At 64.1% G+C, this 18906-nt stretch carries 14 protein-coding genes; 6 read left to right on the plus strand and 8 right to left on the minus strand.

Features of this window, described 5'->3' with window-relative positions; translation table 11 throughout:
• Window positions 1–55 precede the first annotated feature (55 nt).
• Complete coding sequence (locus tag BUA05_RS09400; RefSeq protein WP_072674503.1) at window positions 56–1873, minus strand: aminopeptidase P family protein; 1818 nt, start codon at window positions 1871–1873, stop codon at window positions 56–58.
• Between the two features lie 117 nt (window positions 1874–1990).
• Between BUA05_RS09400 and BUA05_RS09405 the strand changes: the two genes are divergently transcribed.
• Together BUA05_RS09405 and BUA05_RS09410 are read left to right on the plus strand one after the other, a co-directional pair.
• Complete coding sequence (locus BUA05_RS09405) at window positions 1991–4228, plus strand: S9 family peptidase (RefSeq protein ID WP_072674507.1); 2238 nt, start codon at window positions 1991–1993, stop codon at window positions 4226–4228.
• Window positions 4225–4629 carry an acyl-CoA thioesterase gene (locus BUA05_RS09410; protein ID WP_086616543.1) on the plus strand — a complete coding sequence of 135 codons (405 nt, stop codon included), beginning with the start codon at window positions 4225–4227 and terminating at the stop codon, window positions 4627–4629. Before BUA05_RS09405 ends, BUA05_RS09410 begins: the two co-directional genes overlap by 4 nt.
• Here the strand turns inward: BUA05_RS09410 and BUA05_RS09415 are convergent.
• Window positions 4626–6374 (minus strand): sensor domain-containing diguanylate cyclase, encoded by a 1749-nt coding sequence (locus BUA05_RS09415; RefSeq protein WP_072674513.1) that lies wholly within the window; start codon window positions 6372–6374, stop codon window positions 4626–4628. The two genes, BUA05_RS09410 and BUA05_RS09415, sit on opposite strands and share 4 nt — an antisense overlap.
• Before the next feature lie 210 nt (window positions 6375–6584).
• On the opposite strand from BUA05_RS09415, the gene BUA05_RS09420 reads away from it, so the two are divergent.
• Genes BUA05_RS09420 through BUA05_RS09430 form a run of 3 tightly spaced genes read left to right on the plus strand, consistent with a single transcriptional unit; the run spans window position 6585 to window position 9417 of the window.
• A complete protein-coding gene (locus BUA05_RS09420) occupies window positions 6585–7646 on the plus strand; it encodes a substrate-binding domain-containing protein (RefSeq protein WP_072674515.1) in 1062 nt (353 codons plus the stop codon).
• Window positions 7647–7690: 44 nt separating this feature from the next.
• Window positions 7691–8845 (plus strand): DUF2157 domain-containing protein, encoded by a 1155-nt coding sequence (locus BUA05_RS09425; RefSeq protein WP_072674517.1) that lies wholly within the window; start codon window positions 7691–7693, stop codon window positions 8843–8845.
• Window positions 8842–9417: a GDYXXLXY domain-containing protein gene (locus BUA05_RS09430; RefSeq protein WP_072674518.1), complete on the plus strand. Its 576-nt coding sequence runs from the start codon at window positions 8842–8844 to the stop codon at window positions 9415–9417. Before BUA05_RS09425 ends, BUA05_RS09430 begins: the two co-directional genes overlap by 4 nt.
• Here the strand turns inward: BUA05_RS09430 and BUA05_RS09435 are convergent.
• The 6 genes from BUA05_RS09435 to BUA05_RS09460 form a co-directional block, all read right to left on the minus strand.
• Window positions 9395–10309, minus strand: coding sequence for a sugar-transfer associated ATP-grasp domain-containing protein (locus tag BUA05_RS09435; RefSeq protein WP_072674520.1), 915 nt, complete (start codon window positions 10307–10309; stop codon window positions 9395–9397). The two genes, BUA05_RS09430 and BUA05_RS09435, sit on opposite strands and share 23 nt — an antisense overlap.
• 1 nt (window position 10310) lies before the next feature.
• On the minus strand, window positions 10311–11471 hold the full coding sequence (locus BUA05_RS09440) for a 7TM domain-containing protein (RefSeq protein ID WP_072674523.1): 1161 nt from the start codon (window positions 11469–11471) through the stop codon (window positions 10311–10313).
• Window positions 11461–12339, minus strand: a complete 879-nt coding sequence (locus tag BUA05_RS09445) for a BamA/TamA family outer membrane protein (protein ID WP_143150287.1) — start codon at window positions 12337–12339, stop codon at window positions 11461–11463. The genes BUA05_RS09440 and BUA05_RS09445 overlap by 11 nt, the downstream gene beginning before the upstream one ends.
• Before the next feature lie 205 nt (window positions 12340–12544).
• Complete coding sequence (locus BUA05_RS09450; RefSeq protein ID WP_178139168.1) at window positions 12545–14875, minus strand: TonB-dependent receptor; 2331 nt, start codon at window positions 14873–14875, stop codon at window positions 12545–12547.
• Between the two features lie 265 nt (window positions 14876–15140).
• Complete coding sequence (locus BUA05_RS09455) at window positions 15141–17546, minus strand: FtsK/SpoIIIE family DNA translocase (RefSeq protein ID WP_072674527.1); 2406 nt, start codon at window positions 17544–17546, stop codon at window positions 15141–15143.
• Between the two features lie 77 nt (window positions 17547–17623).
• A complete protein-coding gene (locus tag BUA05_RS09460) occupies window positions 17624–18181 on the minus strand; it encodes a thiamine phosphate synthase (RefSeq protein WP_072674529.1) in 558 nt (185 codons plus the stop codon).
• Between BUA05_RS09460 and BUA05_RS09465 the strand changes: the two genes are divergently transcribed.
• A complete protein-coding gene (locus BUA05_RS09465) occupies window positions 18180–18854 on the plus strand; it encodes a YggS family pyridoxal phosphate-dependent enzyme (RefSeq protein WP_072674530.1) in 675 nt (224 codons plus the stop codon). The two genes, BUA05_RS09460 and BUA05_RS09465, sit on opposite strands and share 2 nt — an antisense overlap.
• Window positions 18855–18906 lie beyond the last annotated feature (52 nt).

Genomic DNA, 18906 nt, shown 5'->3' on the forward strand with positions numbered 1-18906 from the left:
CGCGACTCGCCCATGCGTGAACATTACAGGAACAAAAATTGCCCCGCAAGCATGTTCAAAGCGGCGCGGTCTCGCGCTGCATCCACGCCAGATCCTCGCCTTCAAGCCGGGATGCGAGCACTTCGCGAACCCGCGCATGATAGGCATCGACCCAGGCGATCTCGTCCGCCGTCAGCAGCGCCTTGTCGATCAGCTTGCGATCAATTGGCACGAAGGTCAGCGTTTCGAAACCGAGATAGCGCCCTTCCATGCCTTCGATCTGGCGCTCTTCGGTCAACACCAGATTTTCGATCCGGATGCCGAACGCGCCAGCCTTGTAATATCCCGGCTCGTTGGACAGGATCATGCCCGCGAGCAATTCCTGCGCGGTCCCGGCTTGCCCGCCGCCCGGTTTGGCAATGCGCTGCGGGCCTTCATGCACGCCCAGGAAGCTGCCGACCCCGTGGCCGGTGCCGTGGGCGTAATCGACGCCTGCTTCCCACAGATATTGCCGCGCCAGCACATCAAGCTGACCGCCATTGGTGCCTTGCGGGAACACCGCACGGTCGATCTGGATGTGGCCCTTCAGCACGCGGGTGAAGCGGTCGCGCATTTCCTGCGTTGGTTCACCCGCGCCGTCTGGCGTCCCGACCCAGACGGTGCGGGTGATGTCGGTGGTTCCGCCCGGATACTGCCCGCCCGAATCCACCAGATAGATCGAGCCGGGAGGGATCGGGATATTGCTGTCCTCGTCTACCTTGTAATGCGGCAGCGCGGCGTGCCCGGCGGCGGCCGAGATGGTGTCGAAGCTTAGGTCACGCAGGCCTGCATCTTCTTCGCGGAACGCCTGCAACCGCGCGGCGGCGGCGAGTTCATCGACCCCGCCTTTGGACGCTTCGATCTCCAGCCAGCGCAGGAAGCGGCTCACCGCCGCCCCGTCTCTTGCCTGCGCATCGCGGTGGCCCTGTTGTTCGGTGGGGTTCTTGATCGCCTTGGCAAGGATTGTCGGGTCTTGTTTGAAGGCGAATTTCGCCCCCCCTGCGCGCAGCGCCTGTGCAATCCCGACCACGGCGAAATCGGGATCGAGCACGACGTTCTTGCCCGAAAGCTCGCCCAGCGCGCCTTCAAAGGCATCGCGGTTGCGGACCGTCACCGCATTGCCGAGATGGCGCGTCAGTTCCGGCGTGACTTTCTCCGGCGCGATGAACAATTCGGCGCTGCCGTCACGATGCGCGATCACGTAAGACAGCGCGACCGGTGTGTGCGGCACGTCGGCACCGCGGATATTGAGCAGCCACGCGACCGAATCGAGCGCCGGGATCACCACGGCATCATGGCCTTCCTTGACGAGCCAATCGGCCACTGCAGCGCGCTTGTCCGCCGAGGAGCGCCCGGCATCGGTCTCGTTATGAACCAGCGCTGCGGCGGGCGAGGGCGCGGGCCGGTCTGCCCACACCGCGTCGATCGGATTGCTTTCGGCAGGGACAAGGGTGATGCCGCGCGGGGCCACCTTGTCTTCCAGCGCCTCGACCCAGGCCCAGGTGTGCAGCCACGGATCATAGGCAATGCGCGTGCTGCCCTCGCACACCTCTGCCAGCCATGCGCCGAGACTGTCGGCGGGCACGCTCTTGTAATCGAACAACTGCCCGTCGACCTGATCGCGCACCTGCACGGTGTAGCGTCCATCGACGAAAATCGCCGCGTGGTTCATTGTCACCGCCGCAAACCCTGCCGAACCGCCGAAGCCGGTCAGCCAGTGCAAGCGCTGGGCATAATCGCCGACATATTCGCTCATATGTTCATCGCTGATGGGGATGATGAAGCCATTCACCCCGCGCCGCTTCAACTCCTCGCGCAGGGCGGCAAGGCGGGCCTCATGAGTTTGCATCAGCATGGCATCGATCCTCAGGTCTAGGCGCAGGCTCTTGCCGCGCGGGAATGTATGACTAGAACCCCCACATAGGCCCGACGCCTGCGCCTTTCCACCCACACCCGGTATGAGGGACTGCCGATGACCCGCCAGCCCAGCACCTTTGCCCTTGCCGCAGCGCTGGCTGCCACCATTTTCCCGCTTGCTGCCACCACGGCCGCCAACAACGAGGAACCGACCCGCGTGACCACGTCTTCAGCCGCTGCTGCCGTCCAGACCCCTGCCGCCGACATCAAGCCGCCGGTCGCCGCCAAGCGCCCGCACAGCTACACCTATCACGGGATCACCATTTCCGACCCCTATGACTGGCTTTACGACAAGTCCTATCCGGTGGTGGATGATCAGGAAGTGCTCGATCATCTCAAGGCCGAAAACGCCTTTTTCGAAGCCCACATGGCCGCCCAAGGCCCGCTGACCGAGGCGCTGTTCACCGAAATGCGCGCGCGCATCAAGGAGGACGACAGCACTGTTCCGCAGAAGGATGGCGACTGGATCTACTGGTCGGAATTCGAAGAAGGCGCGCAATATCGCAAGCACTGGCGCAAGCCGGCAGCGGGCGGCGAGCCGCAATTGCTCATTGACGAAAACGTGTTGGCTGAAGGCATTGAATATTTCCGCCTTGGCGCCGCCTCGGTCAGCCAGAACGGGCGGTTCCTCGCCTTTTCGACCGACACCAATGGTTCGGAGCGCTACACCGCGCGGATCAAGGATCTTGAGACCGGCGAATTGCTGCCCGACGAACTTGCCAACCTGCGCGGCGGGCTGACCTGGGTCGCGGGCGACACCGCGCTGGTCTATGGCCCCGCGACCGAGGAATGGCGCACGCTTGAGGCAAAGCTGCACGTCATCGGCACCCCGGTGGAGCAGGACGTCACGCTCTACAAGGAGGAAGACCAGTCCTTCGGCGTGGGCACCGGGCTGACCGCGCAGGAAGACTGGCTGATCATCGCCACCGGCGACAACGAGACGAGCGAGGTGCGCATTGTTCCCGCCGCCAATCCGACTGCGGAGCCGATCCTCGTCAAGGCGCGGCAGAAGGGTGTCGAATACAGCGTCGATATCCGCGACGGCGAGCTGTGGGTGCTCACCAATGATGCGCACATCAATTTCCGCCTCGCCAAGGCGCCTTTGCGCAATCCTGACGCGTGGGAGACGGTGCTGACCGGATCGGACGAGTTCTACCTCACCGATTTCGATCTCTACAAGGATTTCTTCGTTACGGAGGGACGCCGCAACGGGCTCGATCAGATCGAACTGCGCACCTATGACGCGCCGACCGTTGCGAAACCGATCGCCTTTCCCGAGGCCAGCTACACCGCGGGACTTTCCAACAACCCCGAATATGCGATGTCGAAACTGCGGCTCGCCTACCAGAGCATGGTCACGCCGAGCACGGTCTATGATTACGACGTGGCAAGCGGCGGGCTTGAACAGCTCAAGCAGCAGGAAATCCCCAGCGGCTATGACGCGACGCAATATGTCACCGAGCGGGTGACGGTCGAGGCGCGCGACGGGACGATGGTGCCGGTCAGCGTGGTGATGCGGAAAGACCGCGCCGAAATCCTGAAAGCTGCCGGGATCGAGGGGCCGGGGCCGCTGCACCTTTATGCTTACGGTGCCTATGGCTATGCCATTCCGCCGGGCTTTTCGACCACGCGGCTCAGCCTTGTGGATCGCGGCTTTGCCTATGCCATCGCCCATATTCGGGGCGGCGATGATCTGGGGCGGCGCTGGTATCTGCAAGGCAAGCTGTTCGAACGCGCCAACACCTTCAACGATTTCGTCGATGCCGGGCGCGGGCTGATCGCGCAGGGCTACACCGCCGAAGGCATGGTCACCGCGAGCGGCGGTTCGGCAGGCGGCGAGTTGATGGGCGCGATCATCAATCAGGACCCTGCGCAGTACGGCGCGATTGTCGCCCACGTGCCGTTTGTCGATGTGCTGGGCACGATGCTGAACGAGAAACTGCCGCTCACCCCGGGCGAATGGCAGGAATGGGGCAACCCGATCACCGACAAGGCGGCGTTTGCCTATATCCTGTCCTATTCGCCCTATGATCAGGTGGCGGCCAGGGATTACCCGCCGATGCTGGTGACAGCGGGGCTCAACGATCCGCGCGTGACCTATTGGGAACCGGCCAAGTGGGTCGCGAAACTCCGCGAAGTGAAGACCGACGACAACCTGCTGCTGATGAAGACCAACATGGGCGCAGGCCACGGCGGGCAGTCGGGCCGCTGGAACTCCTTGAAGGAAACGGCAGAGGAATTCGCCTTCATCCTGTGGCAGATGGGGATGGCGGGAGAGACGGGTGCGGAGTGAGCGAAGCTGATCGTTTTAACCGCACCTTCGTGGCGCTCCCTGAGCACATCGACGAACTCGGCCACGTCAACAACACCGTCTGGGTGCAGTGGATTCAGGACATGGCCACCGCCCACTGGGATGCGGTCGCCCGTCCGGAAGATCGCGCGGCGTTCTTCTGGGTCGTGGTGCGGCACGAGATCGATTATCGCGGGAATGTGAGTGAGGGCGAGGCCGTCACTGCAACCACGTGGATCGAAGGCCCCGCGCAAGGTGCCAAATCGCTCCGCCGCGTGGAGTTCACCGATCACGCAGGCAAACGCCTCGTCAGCGCGGCCACCACATGGGCGATGCTCGACCGCGCCACCGGCAGGCTGGCGCGGGTGCGGCCCGAGGTGCTCGCGCCGTTTCGCGGAGACTAGGTCGCTTGTCCCTTGCGCGCTGCTTTGCGGCGCAGGGCAGGTGGTTCGCTGAAAACCGTGAGACGTTCATAGGCGAGCCGGTTGCGGCCCGAAGCCTTGGCCTCGTACATCAGCGCATCCGCGCGGGCGTAGAATTCGGCGAATTGCATGGTCTGGTGCGCCGCCCGCGACAGCATGATCACTCCCATGCTCGCAGTCACCGGCAGTTCGAGTCCAGGCACGTCCTGCGCGATGCGCAGCGGGATCGCCTGCCGCAACGCCTCGGCCCGGTGGAGCGTATTTTCGCCGCGCAACAGCACCACGAATTCCTCGCCGCCCAGCCGCACTGCGATTGAATCCCGATCCCCGGCGGCGCGGATCGCATTGGCGCAGGCAATCAGCGCCGCATCGCCCATCTGGTGGCCATGCCGGTCGTTGATCGCCTTGAACCGGTCAAGATCGACCAGCGCGAAGGTATCGAAGCCCTGTGTCAGCAAGGCATCGAAGCGCGCCTCGATCGCGCGGCGGTTCATCAACCCGGTGAGCGAATCGCGGGTCGAAATCTGCTCCAGCATCCGCGCCTCGGTCAGCGCCGCATCGCGTTCATTGCGGATCGCAAGGAAACGGTCGGCAATCGCAAGGCTGATCACCACCACCTCGATCCCCGTGGCAAGGAACATCATCAGGTCGAGGTTTGACGGGCCGGCATAGATCCCGAGCCCGCGGAGCAGCCGCGCTATCGAGGTGAGGATAAGCGGGAACCATGCCGCTGCCACGAACCTGGCAGAGCGGCTGCCGCGCAAGATCGCATGGACCAGCGCCACCGACACCACCATCGCCGAAGGCATGATGGTGAGGAAATAGCCGGTATCGTCGAACGCCTGGGTCGCGTGAAGCTGCAAGGCAAAGAAGCCCGGCACTGCAATCGTCCAGCATCCCGTCCAGTAGGTGATCCGTCGCATGCGCCGCGACAAGGCCCCGCGCTCGAGGAATTCGCTCAGGAACAGCAGTGCCGCACCGCAGCCCACCGCCCAGCACAGCGGCGCCATGACCGCGAGGAACGCGACCGGCAGGCTCGCAAGGACCGAAATTACCCCGCCTGCAAACAGCACATAGCCCATCATCGCGACGACCATGATCGAATGGAACATCACGAAGCGTTCGCGCAGGACGATGAAAAAGGTGATGTCGAACAGCAGCGGCAGCACCAGCATGCCCAGCACCAGCGCCAGCAGCATCATTTCCTGCACGCTGCGATAGGCATCTTCGGGATCATGCACGACCCCGGCTTCGGACAGCAGCGGGATCGAATGCGGGCGGTCGATCCGCACCAGCAGAGCCTCGGTCTCGGGGGTGACAACGGGCAGCGGCAGGCGGAACACCGGTCCGGCCGGGAACGTGCGGCCATCGGCTTCGGCAAAGCTGCGTCCGCGCAAGCTGCCCCCGGTATCGAGCGAATAGATCGTGATCCGCTCGTGCCGCGATGTGCGGGTCAAGAAATGGCGCGGCACCTTCGCGCCCTGCCAGTCGGCGGCTTCAAACCGGAGCCAGGCAACCGGCCGGTCAGCCTGCCAGCCGGTGTCGGTGCAGTTCCACGCTGAACGGTCGATCATCGCCTCGGCACTGCGGCTGGAGTCGGACGCGGCGTGGCAGCGCGGGGAAAAAACGCCGCCAGCCTGATCATCCGCCGCGGCAGGCGCAGCAAGGCCCAGCGCGACCAGCGCAGCAGCCATCCATAGCCATATCGTCAGGCGCAATCGTCCCATGTCTTGGCGCTACCACACAAGCCCTTACGATGCTGTTAAACGAAACATCTCCATTCCGGAGAGAAGTTGTCGTAAAATCAGATATTTGGTTTCAGGGCTGGGTTCTTTTGCGGGCGTCTTCGCGAAGGCGCGGACCTATCTGGCGCGCGCGTCATGCGGTTGTCATGAACAGGCACTAGCGGCCATGGGCTATCACCATCAGGATCACCCATGCCCGCACCGATCACCACCATCGCCAGGACTGGCGTCGCACTTGCTCTGGCTGCGCTCACCCTTTCTGCCTGTGACAGTGGCGGCGGCGGAGCGCGCAATTCGGTGCATGCGGTCGGTTCATCGACGGTCTATCCCTTTGCCAAGCTGGTGGCGGAAAGCTTTTCCCGCTCGAACACTGATTTCCGCTCTCCGCTGATCGAATCCACCGGCACTGGCAACGGTATCCAGCTGTTTTGCAAGGGTCTGGGATCGAACACCCCCGACATGGTCAACGCCTCGCGCCGGATGAAGGCAAGCGAGTTTGAGCGCTGCCTTGCCAACAAAGTCGACGAGATCATCGAATTGCAGGTAGGGCTTGACGGGATTGCCTTCGCTTCGTCGCAGGACGGGATCATGCTCAACCTGTCCCCCCGGACGGTTTACGAAGCGCTCGCCGCCAGCCCCTATGGCCGCGAACAGACGGCCAAGACCTGGGCCGATGTCGATCCGGCGCTGCCAGCCGATCCCATTCTGGTCTACGGCCCGCCCAGCACTTCGGGCACGCGCGATGCGCTGAAGGAACTGGTGCTTGAAGTCGGCTGCGCGTCAAACCCGGAAATGGCCGCGCTCAAGAAGAGCGATGAAAACCGCTACAAGCAGGTCTGCACCGAAGTGCGCGACGATGGCGGCTATGTCGATCAGGGCGAACAGGACAACCTCATCGTCCAGAAGATCGAAAGCAATCCGCGTGCGGTCGGCATCTTCGGCTTTTCCTATCTCGATGAAAACGCCGACAAGGTGCAAGGCCTGCCGATGAACGGGGTTCAGCCCACCTATGACAACATCGCCAGCTTCGCCTATCCCGGCGCGCGGCCGCTTTATGTTTATGTAAAGAAAGCGCACATGCGCGCGATCCCGGGCCTTGGCGCCTATATGGACGAATGGGCCAAGAGCTGGAAAAAGGACGGCCCGCTGGCCCGTATCGGCATGGTCGCGATGACACCCGAAGCGATGGAGGCCAATCTCCGCAAGGTGCGCGAACAGATCGTCCTCACCCGCGAGGATCTCGCCGCAGATTAAACCAGCGATTGCCGCGGGCAAGGCCGCGCGGTAACCTGACGGCCATGAGCGCCCGCAAAATCGCAGCATGGCACGAAGCCGGCCTGATCGATGCGGCGACGCGCGACCGTTTGCTGGCGCATGAGGCCGAACACGCCCGTCCGCTGGCGCTGTGGGCGGTGTTCGGTATCGGTGCGCTGGCGATCGGGCTGGGGCTGGTTTCGGTGATTGCCGCCAATTGGGAGGACATCCCCGGACAGCTGCGGCTGGCGGTGCATCTTGCGCTGATTGTTGCTGCGCTTGCTGCGCTGTTCCTGCGTGAAGCCCGGATGGCGGCGGCATCACCATGGGCAGTCGAGGCGCTGCTGTTCGTTAGCGCGGCACTGGGCCTCACGTTTTTCGGTCATCTTGGGCAGGTCTACCAGACATCCTCGCCGTTGTGGCAGCCGCTGGCGGTGTGGCTGGCGCTGTTCGCGCCGGTGCTGCTGCTGATGGGGCGAAGCTGGCCTGCGGCGGCAGCGGTCATGGGCGGAATGATCTGGTGCGTGTGGGACTATGTCGGGGCAAGCATCGGCTTCGGATCGGTGGTGCGCCATGGGGCTGATCCGGCCTATTTGTGGCTGGCATTCGTAAGCGCGGCTCCGGTGCTGTCCGCTCCGCTGGCGGCTGCGATGCGCACCCGCAGCACCCGCAGCGATTTCTGGCGGCGGCTCGAACAATTGGCACTGGCCTATGCGGTGGGAGGTGCGTCCTTTGCTTGCGTGCTGGCGAGTGCGGGCGGCTTCGCGGACGGTGAAATGACGCAGGAAGCGTCCAGCATGGTGCTGCGGGGCGTGGTCGCAGTGCTTGCGGGTGTTGGCGTGGTGTTGGCCCGGCGGGGCGTCTCCGGCCAGATGGCGGGCGCGATTATTGCCGGAGCCGGTGTGGCCATGCCGCTTGCCTATGGCGCGGATGACCTCACCATTCCCGCTGCTGCGCTGTTCATGATGCTGTGGATCGGTATCGCCGCCGCCGCACTTGCCGCGCATTGGCGCGGGGTGTTCCAGCTGGCGGTGGCGGTGATTGCCTTCAGGCTCATCATCCTCAGTTTCGAACTGGCGGGCGATCTTCTGGCAAGCGGTTTCGGGCTGATCGCGTCGGGTGTGCTGATCCTCGGCGTGGCATGGGCGGCGGTGCGGGTGTCGAAACGTTTCGCCCCGGATGTGGAGGGCGAGGCATGAGCCGGCTGCTCCGCCTTGCTGCCGTGCTGATCCCCGCGCTTGGTCTGGCGGGCCTGTGGGGCATGAGCGACCACACCTACAGACAGGGCACGGAGTGGGAGGTGCCGATCATGGGCTACGACCCGCGCGACATCCTGCGCGGGCACTATGTCGAATTTACCTATGACTGGCCGCGTGAAGGTGCAGCGGAAGGCAGGCTGGCGTACCTGTGCCTGTTTGGCGATCCGCCGCGGCTTGATCGTGCCGTTCCCGCCGAAAGCGAGGCTGACCTCGCGGATTGCGCCCATCCTGCCAAGGCCGATCCGAACCACATCTATGGCATGTCCAGCCTTGAACGCGGGCGGCTCTATCTCGATCAGAACCGCGCCCGCGTGCTTGATAAGCAATTGCGGAACCGCGACCAGCGCGGGATCGTCACCATCCGCCAGCGCGAGGACGGCAGCTTTACCCCTATCGCCATCCACTTCCGCCCGCACACCCCCGAAGAGCGTGCCGGGCGCGATATGCCGGAACAACGCCCCTTCACCCCGCCGCCGATCATGGACACGCCTAGCGGAAATCCTCGCCCGTAGCCGCGATCCGGGCCTTCAACCCTTCCTGGCAGATATTCTGGATTTCGATTCCGGGATGCGCGTTGACTTCGATCACCAGCGGGCCTTCGTTGACGTCGAGCACGATATCCGCCCCGCAGTAACCCAGTCCGACGGCGGGTCCGCAATTCGCCGCGAGTTCCAGCACGCGCTCCCAGCCGGGAATGGCAAACCCGATCAGCGGCACGCCGGTATCGGGGTGATGGGTGATGGGCGTGCCTTTCACCACCGCGCGGGTGATCCTGCCGGTGATCATGTCGATCCCCGCGCCGATTGCGCGCTGGTGGAGGTTGGCCTTGCCATCGGATTCATTGGTCGGCAGCCGCACCATTGCCATCAGTGGGGTATGGTGCAGGCTGATGACGCGCAGATCGGGCAGGCCTTCGGGCACGATCCCCGCCAGCGCCGGATCGGCGATGATCAGCGGTTCGATCAGCGCGGCGTCCTCGGCCGCGGAATCGCCTGAAAAGCCGCCATCGACGACCTTCTGGATGTGGTGCATCACCGCGTCCTCGGTCAGGGCTGCGCCCGATCCCTTGAACCAGGTGTTCCCTTCGCGCCGCACCGCCAGCAGGATCCCGTCGCCCTGCGATCCGCGCGCGGGCTTGATCGCCCAGGCATCGGGCATGTCGCGCAGGGGTTTGAATTCGCCAAGTTTCTGGTGGTCGTCGATCACCGCCACAGTGCCGGTGCAGGCGATCCCGGCCGCCTCCAGCGCCACTTTGGCTGCCACCTTGTCACGCGCCCGCTCGATCGCGCTGCGCGCGTTGTATTTCGCGATCAATGCGTTGCGCATGTTGATCCCGAGAATCTCGTCGAGCGGATTATGGAGCCGAGGGGCACCGCCGAATATCTTTCCCAGACCCATGACCATGTCACACGTCCTCGACCTTGCGGATGATCCAGGCATTGTGAATCGGCGGCCTCCAGCTTTCCGGACCGCCGCCGGACGCGCCAACGCGAGGCAGGAATTGTGCCTCGCGATTGGGGATCACTTCGGATGTTGCCTGCGGAACCCGCCTTCGCGCGAATTCCTCGAGGTCGGCGGGCGAGTTTATGACCCACATGCCGGAAAGTGGCGGCACACCTCCTCCCGCCGCGGCAAGGGCCGGTCTGGCTGGGTGCGGCCCGGCCGGGCCTTCGCGTTCTTTGATCGGGGCCACACGCCGCCTATCCGGCCGCCCCTTGCGCCGCTCATCGATCGCATCATCAGCCACATCTTCAGGCAGTACGAGCGATCTGCCCTGCAGTCGCCGTTCAAGCCAGATCGGGGCGAACCTGGCGATTTCCGAAAGCCGCAATCCGCGATACCGGCCAAGGATCGCAATCGCGATGCCGGTCGCCGCCGGCATCAGCAGCGGCGAAGCCTCGATCAGCGCCAGCGCGAAATCGCTGACCATCACGAACTGGATCACGACTGCCAGAATGAAGGTGTTGAAGGCCATCAGCGCCGCCGGCTTGGCGCCGTCCTTGCCCCATTGCTTCCACCACCTTTCAACGCACAGCCCGCAGACGATCACCGGGAAGGCGTCCACCTGAAGCTTGGTATCGAGGATCATCTGCAGGGAAACCAGCACCAGCACGATCAGCGAGATCAGCACGCCCAGAAACCCGACCCGAGTCATGCGCAATTTGAGCAAGGTGGGCGTGACCAGCATTCCCGCCATCACCGACGAAATCAGCACCACCGGTCCCATGACCGGGCCGATCTGCAGGAATGCCAGAGCGATCAGCATCGGGGTAAACAGGCCGAATGCCTTCAATCCGATAAAGCTGCGCGCCAGCACAACCAGAAATGCGCCCAGCGGCAGCACCATCAGCAGGTTGGACGGCTTCAGCCCCCACACGGCTTGCGAAGTGGAAACGCCATTGAAGGACGATGGCAGCGAAAGAAAGGTGCCGGTATTGGCAAGCCCGAGCGCGACCAGCACAGCAATGCACAGTCCGACGACGATCCCGATATAGATCGGGCGCCGGATCTGCGGCGTCGCTCTTTCCCAGAACTGCCGAAAGGTCGAGATCAGTCTAGAACGCATATCCGACCGAAATGGTCAGCCGGTAACCCTCGCGTTCGCGGATGGGTTCGTTGCTGCCGGCAAAGATATACTTGGCTTCGCCTTCGATGCGCCATCTGCCCGGCCACCACAGCACCTCCACCTCGGGCACGACCAGCCGGTCGCGGCGTTGATTGCCGGCATCGGTCAGGCGGCCGTCGAATCGGGTGCGGATCACCTCGATCGCCGGGCGTATGCGCAGATCGGGAGTGATCGGGCGGGTATAGGCGACCCCTGCAGATTCGCGCTCGTACCCGCGCCGTGCATCGTCGGAACGGATTGATTCGGCGCGCAGGTCAAAGGCCAGATAGTGATAGCGACCGAAGCGGCGGCGATATTGTGCGTCGACGCGCGGCCCCTCGCCGGTGGTCTCGGCCAGCGGCCCATTGGCATATTCGCGATCCCGCCAGCTTCCCTGCACGCGCACGCGATGCGCGCGTTCGGGTTCCCAGGTCAGTCGCGCCGAACCCTGCCATTCGTCGGTATCATTGGCCTCGACCGAAACCGCGTCATCGAAATGCCGCGCCTGAAGCTGTAGCTCCCAGTCTTTCTCGATGTCGGTCTGGATGGTCGCGGTGAAGCGGTCGCGGGCAAAGTCACGCCGCCCTTCGCCAAGCCGGAACACCTCGATCCGGTCGGCCTCCAGCCGCAGTCGCACGCCGCGCTTTTCCAGCGCCAGGCCGACCTGCCCGCGGACGCTGACCGCCTCGCCATCGACCACCAGATCATTGTCACGGGTGGTGGTCTGGGCGCTCACTGTCTGCACCTCGATGCGGGCATCAGGTTCGAGCTGCCAGCCCGAATTCTGCGCTGTTGCCGGTGCTGCGACAGAGATCGCAAGCACAGACATCGCAAGCAATGTGACAAACATCCGGACGTAGCCGGGCATGGAGTAATGCATCACGTAAGCCCCCGTTGACTTACGCAGGTCTACGGGGAGGGCGTTTAGAAAATCCTAACCGTGTTCTTCAACCATCATGGAAGCCGGAATTATCATGAAAGACAGGCGGGTAATCCGGCTGGACCACCCGCCTTTCACTATCGCGGTTTCACCATCAAAAGCGTGCCGTGATCGTCACCCCGTACAACCGCGGCTCCGCCTGAATGAACGTAGGGATGCCAAACGCGCCGCCGGTGTTCCCGGCGTCCAGCAGGTAGTCTTCGTCAAAGGCGTTGCGGATGAAGCCGGCAATTTCGTAGCGGTTGTCCGCGAAGCTGAGGCCGGCGCGGCCGTTGACCAGCGTGACCGGGCCTTGCGCGATAAGGGGATTGTTGGGCACCTCAAAGAAGATCCGGCTCCGATGCGTCACGCTCGGGGTGGCAAAGAAACGCATGCCGTTGCCGAATTCGTGATTCACCGTGAACCCGCCGGCAGCCTGCCATTCGGGCTGAAGGCGGAAGCGCGCACCCGAAAAGGCGGGCGAGAAGGCTCCGTCTTCATCAATGCCGCCGTCGATAAAGCCGAAATTGCCGAACACCTGGAACCAGTCGGCCAGATCGACCAGCAGTTCACCTTCGACCCCAAGGTTCGACGCGGTGCCCGCGCTCTGGGTGATGAAAGCCCCGGTCGGGTTGCCTTGGCCATCGACCTCGGCAACGCTGACCTGAAAGCCGTCATAGACCTGATAATACACGCCGAGCGAGGCTGAAACCGGGCCGCTGGCGAGCTTGATCCCGCCTTCGTAGTTCCACACGGTTTCTTCCGGCACATCCAGCCGGTTGGCCACGACATTGCCGCCCGTGTCGCGCCGCGCGCCCAGCTGCAACACCGGCGAACGGCGGCCCTTGGACACGGTGGCGAACACGTTCACATCATCGCTGATCCGGTACAATGCGTTGAAACGCGGCAGCACCGCCTGAAAATTCTCATCCGTGGTAAAAACACGCCCGCCTGTATCGACCCCGCCGGGGACCAGCGGTGCGCCGGTCAGCACGCTGTTCGGAATATCGGAGGAGAAGCTGGACTGGCGATATTCGTCAAGAATCCGGACGCCCGCAGTCAGTTCGAGCGAGTCTGCCGGGATCCAGGTCACGTCGGCAAACACCGAATAAGCCTCGTTGCGGCCGCGATTTTCAAACAACACCGCGCTGTAGGGGAAGTTGGTCGCACCAAGCGCAGGAACGCTGCCGTCGGGCGCGACGCAGAGGTTGCGCGGGTTGCTGAACAGGCCGCCGAGACAGGTCAGGAACACCCCTTCTTCGGTCGCGAAGGGCACGTTTTGGCGGCCGTCTTCGATGAACAGGTTCCAGCCCGCGCTCGCCCGCAGGTTGCCGCCTTGATAGGCAAAGCGGCCTTCGTGGCTGATCTGCCAGCCATCGGCAATTTCGCTGAACTCAAGGAAGGGTGCTGCCGAACCGTCGGCATCGAATACCTCGCGGCTGTCGAATTTGCGATAACCGTTCACCGTGGTGAAGGTCCATTCGTCGGCAAACTGGTATTCGGCGGTGATGTTGAAGTCATAGACTTCGCGGTTGAGGCCGAGCTGGTCGTCGCCCAGCACCGCAGCGCCAGCAGGGTTACCGCCAAGATTGACGGGCTCGAAGGCGTTGGCTGCACCGCCGGGCGCGCCCGCAAACGCCGCGAAGGTGCCCGAGGTGAACGGCGTGCCGCCGTTGCGCTGCTGGTCATAGGTGGCGACCAGATCCAGCGTGAAATCGGCGGTAGGGGTGTAGCGCAGCGATGCGCGCACGCCGAGCTGGTCCTGCGCGTAGAGATCCTCTTCCTGATTGGGATTGAGGTTTTCGACATAGCCGTCGCGGGTGCGCCATTCGAAGGCGATGCGGCCAGCAAGCACATCGGACCCGGCGTTCAGGTGTCCGCCCAGCAAGGTCTGGTTGAAATTGCCGTAACCGCCGTTGAGCTCGCCCGAGAACCCCTCGCGCGGGCGGGCCGAGACGAGGCTGATCGCGCCAACCGCGCTGGCCGTGCCGAACAGCGTTGCCTGCGGGCCCTTGATCACTTCGACGCGCTCCAGATCATAGATCGCCTGATACGAGCCGCGCGAACGCGAGATGTCGACGCCATTGTAATAGAGCGTGACGCGCGGGCCCTGCTGCGCCGAGCCGCTGTCCGAGTTGATCCCGCGGATCACGATGCCAGGGTTGTTGGCGCTCTGTTCCTGGATGTTGAGGCCGGGGATGTAATTGGAAAGCTCGTCGAGATCGGTGACGCCAAGGTCGCGGATCCGTTCGCCCGACACGGCAGAGATGGTGATCGGCACGTCCAGCGCGCGTTGTTCGATCTTCTGCGCGGTCACAATGATCTGGTTGCGGGCAGCATTGTCTTCGCTGTCCGCTTCGGAACCTTGCGCGAAGGCAGCCTGCGGCGCGGCAGCGAGCATGGTGGTGAGCGCGATCAGCGAGACGCGCCGGAGTTCTGTGGGCATGGTTTGGCTTCCCTGTTGGTGGAGAGAGGCCTTGCCCGTGGCAGGCGATGGTGACGCCAGCGCGACGAGAGCGTTAAGCCGGCGTGACAGCCGATTTACAATTTCGGGACGTTGCGATTTTGCATCTCTTGCTTGGGGCCACCTTGCGGTGACGCCAACCACCCGAGCCGGATTTCCGCCCTGTCACCAATGATGCCATCATAGGCCGATGGTATCATTGGCGGCGAGGCAGGGTTCTGCATCGCGGGCAAGCGCGATTGCAGAACTAGAGCGGATTGCCATCCCGATCGCGGTAGATTTCACGCCGCCCGACGTGGTTGGCCGGGCCGACCAGCCCGTCTTCCTCCATCCGCTCGATCCACTTGGCCGCGGTGTTGTAGCCCACGCCCATCTGCCGCTGGAGCCACGATCCCGATGCCTTCTGGTTTTCGATCACGATCTGGCAGGCCTGCCGGTACTTGCGTTCCTCCGGGTTGTCGGAGGCGGTCATGTCATCCTCGAAGCCGAAGCCGCCGTCTTCGGGTTCTTCGGTGACGGCATCGACATATTCCGGCGCACCCTGACTGCGCCAGAAATCGGCCACAGCCTCCACTTCTTCGTCGCTGACAAACGGCCCGTGGACGCGCACCATCGCACCGGTATTGGGCTTGTAGAGCATATCGCCCTTGCCCAGCAATTGTTCGGCCCCCTGTTCGCCAAGGATGGTGCGGCTGTCGATCCGGCTGGTCACCTTGAAACTGATGCGGGTCGGCAGGTTGGCCTTGATCACCCCGGTGATGACATCCACCGAAGGCCGCTGCGTCGCCATGATCAGGTGGATGCCGGCCGCGCGCGACTTTTGCGACAGGCGCTGGATCAGCACTTCGATTTCCTTGCCGATGGTCACCATCAGATCGGCGAGTTCATCGACGATCAGCACGATCTGCGGCAGCGGCTGGTAATCGAGCTGTTCTTCCTCGAACAATTGCTCGCCGGTTTCAGGGTCGAACCCGGTCTGCACCCGGCGGCCCAGCGGCTTGCCCTTGGCAATCGCGGCGCTGACCTTTTCGTTGAAGGAATGGATATTGCGGCTGCTGACCGCGCTCATCATCCGGTAACGCCGCTCCATTTCCTCGACCGCCCATTTCAGCGCGCGCACGGACTTGTGCGGCTCTGTCACCACCGGGGAAAGCAGGTGAGGAATGTCGTCGTAAGTCTTCAATTCCAGCACCTTGGGATCGATCAGGATCAGGCGCAGTTCGGCAGGTGTAAAGCGATAGAGCAGGCTCAGCAGGATCACGTTCAATCCCACCGACTTGCCCGATCCGGTGGTGCCCGCGACCAGCAGATGCGGCATGGCGGCGAGATCGGCAATGATCGGTTCGCCGGCAATATCCTTGCCCAGAATGATCGGCAGGCTGCCCTTGGCGTCGGCAAAGGCGGTGCAGGCGGCCAGTTCCTTGAGCATCACCACCTGGCGATCCTGATTGGGCAGTTCGATGCCCATCACCGTGCGTCCCGGAATGGGGGAGACGCGCGCAGAAATCGCGCTCATGTTGCGGGCGATGTCTTCGGCCAGACCGACCACGCGGCTGGCCTTGATGCCGGGCGCGGGTTCGAGTTCGTACATCGTCACCACCGGGCCGGTTCTTACCGCGGTGATTTCACCCTTCACGTTGAAATCGTCGAGCACATTTTCGAGCAGGCGGGCGTTGCGTTCCAGCGCCATCTTGTCGAGCTTGGGCGCCTTGTCGGCAGGCGGCTCGGCCAGCAGGTCGAGGCTAGGCAGCGTGAAGGCGGCAAACATGTCGCCCTGCGCGGTCTTGGTTGGCAGCGCGCGCTTGGGCGGCGCGGAAGGATCGCTGATTTCCGGCGCACGGCGCGGACGTTCGTCAATTTCGGCGGGGGCGGGCTCGCCCTTGGCCATGCGGCGCGGGCGGGCAGGAGGCTCGTCAGCGTCATCATCGGCAAAGGCCAGCGCAGGTGCGGCTTTGCGGCCCGCCAGCGGCAGGCGGCGCAGCAGGCCAGCCAGCGAGCCGCCACCGAGGAAATCGGGCAGGCTCAGCAGTCCGCGCCAGTCAATCGCGAAGATCCGGGTGAGCAGCCCCACAGCAACAGCAAGGCAGGCAAGCCCCGCGCCAAGGATCACCCAGCCCTGCGCCTCGCCGGCAAAGCGCTCGGCCAGCGCCTGAATCGCACCTGCGCCGAGCAAGCCTGCCAGCCCGCCAGCTTGCGCCGGCAGCGTCCCGCCCGGCCCGGCAAAGGCCAGCGCCAGCCCGGTCGAAAGCAGCGTCATGGCAATCAGCAACAGCCCGGCGGGCAGCCACCACGGGGTGGTTTCGGCCTCGTCCCCGTTTTCCACATCGCGCCACAGCTTGCGCGCCGAAACATAAAGCAGCGGCAGCAGCAGCACGGCAGACAGGCCGAACACCAGCAGCACGCGGTCTGCCACCCATGCGCCCGCCGCGCCCATCCAGTTGGCGACCGCGCCCGGATCGGCAGCGGTCGATGGGCTGGGATCGGTCTGGGTGTAGCTCACCAGCGCGAGCGCGAGGAACAATGTCGCGCCCAGCAGCAGCCCCGCGCCGGTCATCTGCGCAAGTCGGCGCAAGCCGCGGCGCAGGCCCGCGCGCCATTCGGCGTCGGACTGGCGCGCAGCGGTTTTGCGAGGGGTGACGGCGCGGCTGGCCATGGCGGGTTCTCCTGAGCGGAACACATCATGAATCCTCAGAGGACTCCGGTCAAGCGATGTGCGACAGGGCGTTTTGCCTAGCTCAAGCCGTCGATCGCCGCCCAGCGCGGCCATTGAAGTGTTCCGGCACGTTCCGCCGTCATACCGCCCAGTGCGATGACGGGCATGTCAGCCTGCGCGGCGAGTTCATGAAACGTCGCCACGCCAAGGCATCCTCCGCCCGGATGCGAGCGGCTCGCGAAGACCGGGGAGAGGAACACGCCATCGGCCTTTGCGCGGTTGGCGAGGACGATTTCTCGCGCATCATGCGCCGTGGCCAGACGCAGCAGGCCGGGCAGTCTGGCAAGCTTGCCGGGCGGGCCATAGATGCCGTCCGCGCCCCAATCCAGCGCCAGTTGGGCCGGGCCGGACAGGATCACCAGATGGCCGCCCGCACGCGCCATTGCGGCCAGTTGCGCGAACCGCTGAGTGCGGGCCTTGTGGTCGAGGTGGTAATGGCGGAACACAAAGGCATTGCCGCGCGGCAAGGTGGCCAGCGCCCATTCAATCCTTGCATCATTGCGAGCGTCGCTCAGCAGCCACAGGCGGGGGAGGGGGTTTGCGCGCGTCACCCGCCCGTTATAGAGCGCTGCCATGGACATTGAAGCCCCCGGAGCCGCCGCCCGCCTTTCCGACGTTCGCAGCAATATCGCCCGCGTGTGCAAGCCCGCGCGGCGCGCGCCCGAAGATGTTACCCTGATCGCGGTCAGCAAGACCAAGGGCCCCGAGGCGATCCTGCCGCTGATCGCAGCAGGCCAGCGCGTGTTCGGTGAAAACCGAGTGCAGGAAGCCGAGGCCAAGTGGCCCGATCTGCGCGCGGCGCATCCCGATATCGAACTCCACCTGATCGGCCAGCTGCAATCGAACAAGGCCGAGGAAGCCGTTGCATTGTTCGACTATATCCACTCGCTCGACCGCCCCAGCCTGCTGACGGCGCTGGCACGCGCGATGGACAAGGCGGGGCGGCGCGTGCCGTGCTTTGTTCAGGTCAATATTGGCGACGAGGCCCAGAAGGGCGGATGTCCGATTGTCGAACTGCCGGGGTTCCTCGAAAAGGTGCGCGCTGCCGATATCCCGCTTGCCGGGCTGATGTGCATCCCTCCCGCGGACACCGAAGCCGCGCCGTTCTTTGCGCTGCTGGCGAAACTGGCGGCGGATCATGGATTGGAGGGCCTCAGCATGGGGATGAGTGGCGATTACGAAACGGCGGTGATGCTGGGCGCGACCCATGTGCGGGTCGGCACCGCGCTGTTCGGCGCTCGGGAATAGGCAAAAAAGAACCTCTCCGTCCTGCAAGGATGGGGAGGGGGACCACCGAAGG

The organism is Erythrobacter sanguineus (assembly GCF_900143235.1).
GTDB lineage: Bacteria > Pseudomonadota > Alphaproteobacteria > Sphingomonadales > Sphingomonadaceae > Erythrobacter > Erythrobacter sanguineus.

What these genes read in the sequence shown, in the direction of transcription:
- BUA05_RS09400 (WP_072674503.1), bottom strand. Translation starts at nt 1,873, where the DNA reads ATGCTGATGCAAACTCATGAGGCCCGCCTTGCCGCCCTGCGCGAGGAG.
- BUA05_RS09405 (WP_072674507.1), top strand. Translation starts at nt 1,991, where the DNA reads ATGACCCGCCAGCCCAGCACCTTTGCCCTTGCCGCAGCGCTGGCTGCC.
- BUA05_RS09415 (WP_072674513.1), bottom strand. Translation starts at nt 6,374, where the DNA reads ATGGGACGATTGCGCCTGACGATATGGCTATGGATGGCTGCTGCGCTG.
- BUA05_RS09420 (WP_072674515.1), top strand. Translation starts at nt 6,585, where the DNA reads ATGCCCGCACCGATCACCACCATCGCCAGGACTGGCGTCGCACTTGCT.
- BUA05_RS09425 (WP_072674517.1), top strand. Translation starts at nt 7,691, where the DNA reads ATGAGCGCCCGCAAAATCGCAGCATGGCACGAAGCCGGCCTGATCGAT.
- BUA05_RS09430 (WP_072674518.1), top strand. Translation starts at nt 8,842, where the DNA reads ATGAGCCGGCTGCTCCGCCTTGCTGCCGTGCTGATCCCCGCGCTTGGT.
- BUA05_RS09435 (WP_072674520.1), bottom strand. Translation starts at nt 10,309, where the DNA reads ATGGTCATGGGTCTGGGAAAGATATTCGGCGGTGCCCCTCGGCTCCAT.
- BUA05_RS09440 (WP_072674523.1), bottom strand. Translation starts at nt 11,471, where the DNA reads ATGCGTTCTAGACTGATCTCGACCTTTCGGCAGTTCTGGGAAAGAGCG.
- BUA05_RS09445 (WP_143150287.1), bottom strand. Translation starts at nt 12,339, where the DNA reads ATGTCTGTGCTTGCGATCTCTGTCGCAGCACCGGCAACAGCGCAGAAT.
- BUA05_RS09450 (WP_178139168.1), bottom strand. Translation starts at nt 14,875, where the DNA reads ATGCCCACAGAACTCCGGCGCGTCTCGCTGATCGCGCTCACCACCATG.
- BUA05_RS09455 (WP_072674527.1), bottom strand. Translation starts at nt 17,546, where the DNA reads ATGGCCAGCCGCGCCGTCACCCCTCGCAAAACCGCTGCGCGCCAGTCC.
- BUA05_RS09465 (WP_072674530.1), top strand. Translation starts at nt 18,180, where the DNA reads ATGGACATTGAAGCCCCCGGAGCCGCCGCCCGCCTTTCCGACGTTCGC.
- BUA05_RS09460 (WP_072674529.1), bottom strand. Translation starts at nt 18,181, where the DNA reads ATGGCAGCGCTCTATAACGGGCGGGTGACGCGCGCAAACCCCCTCCCC.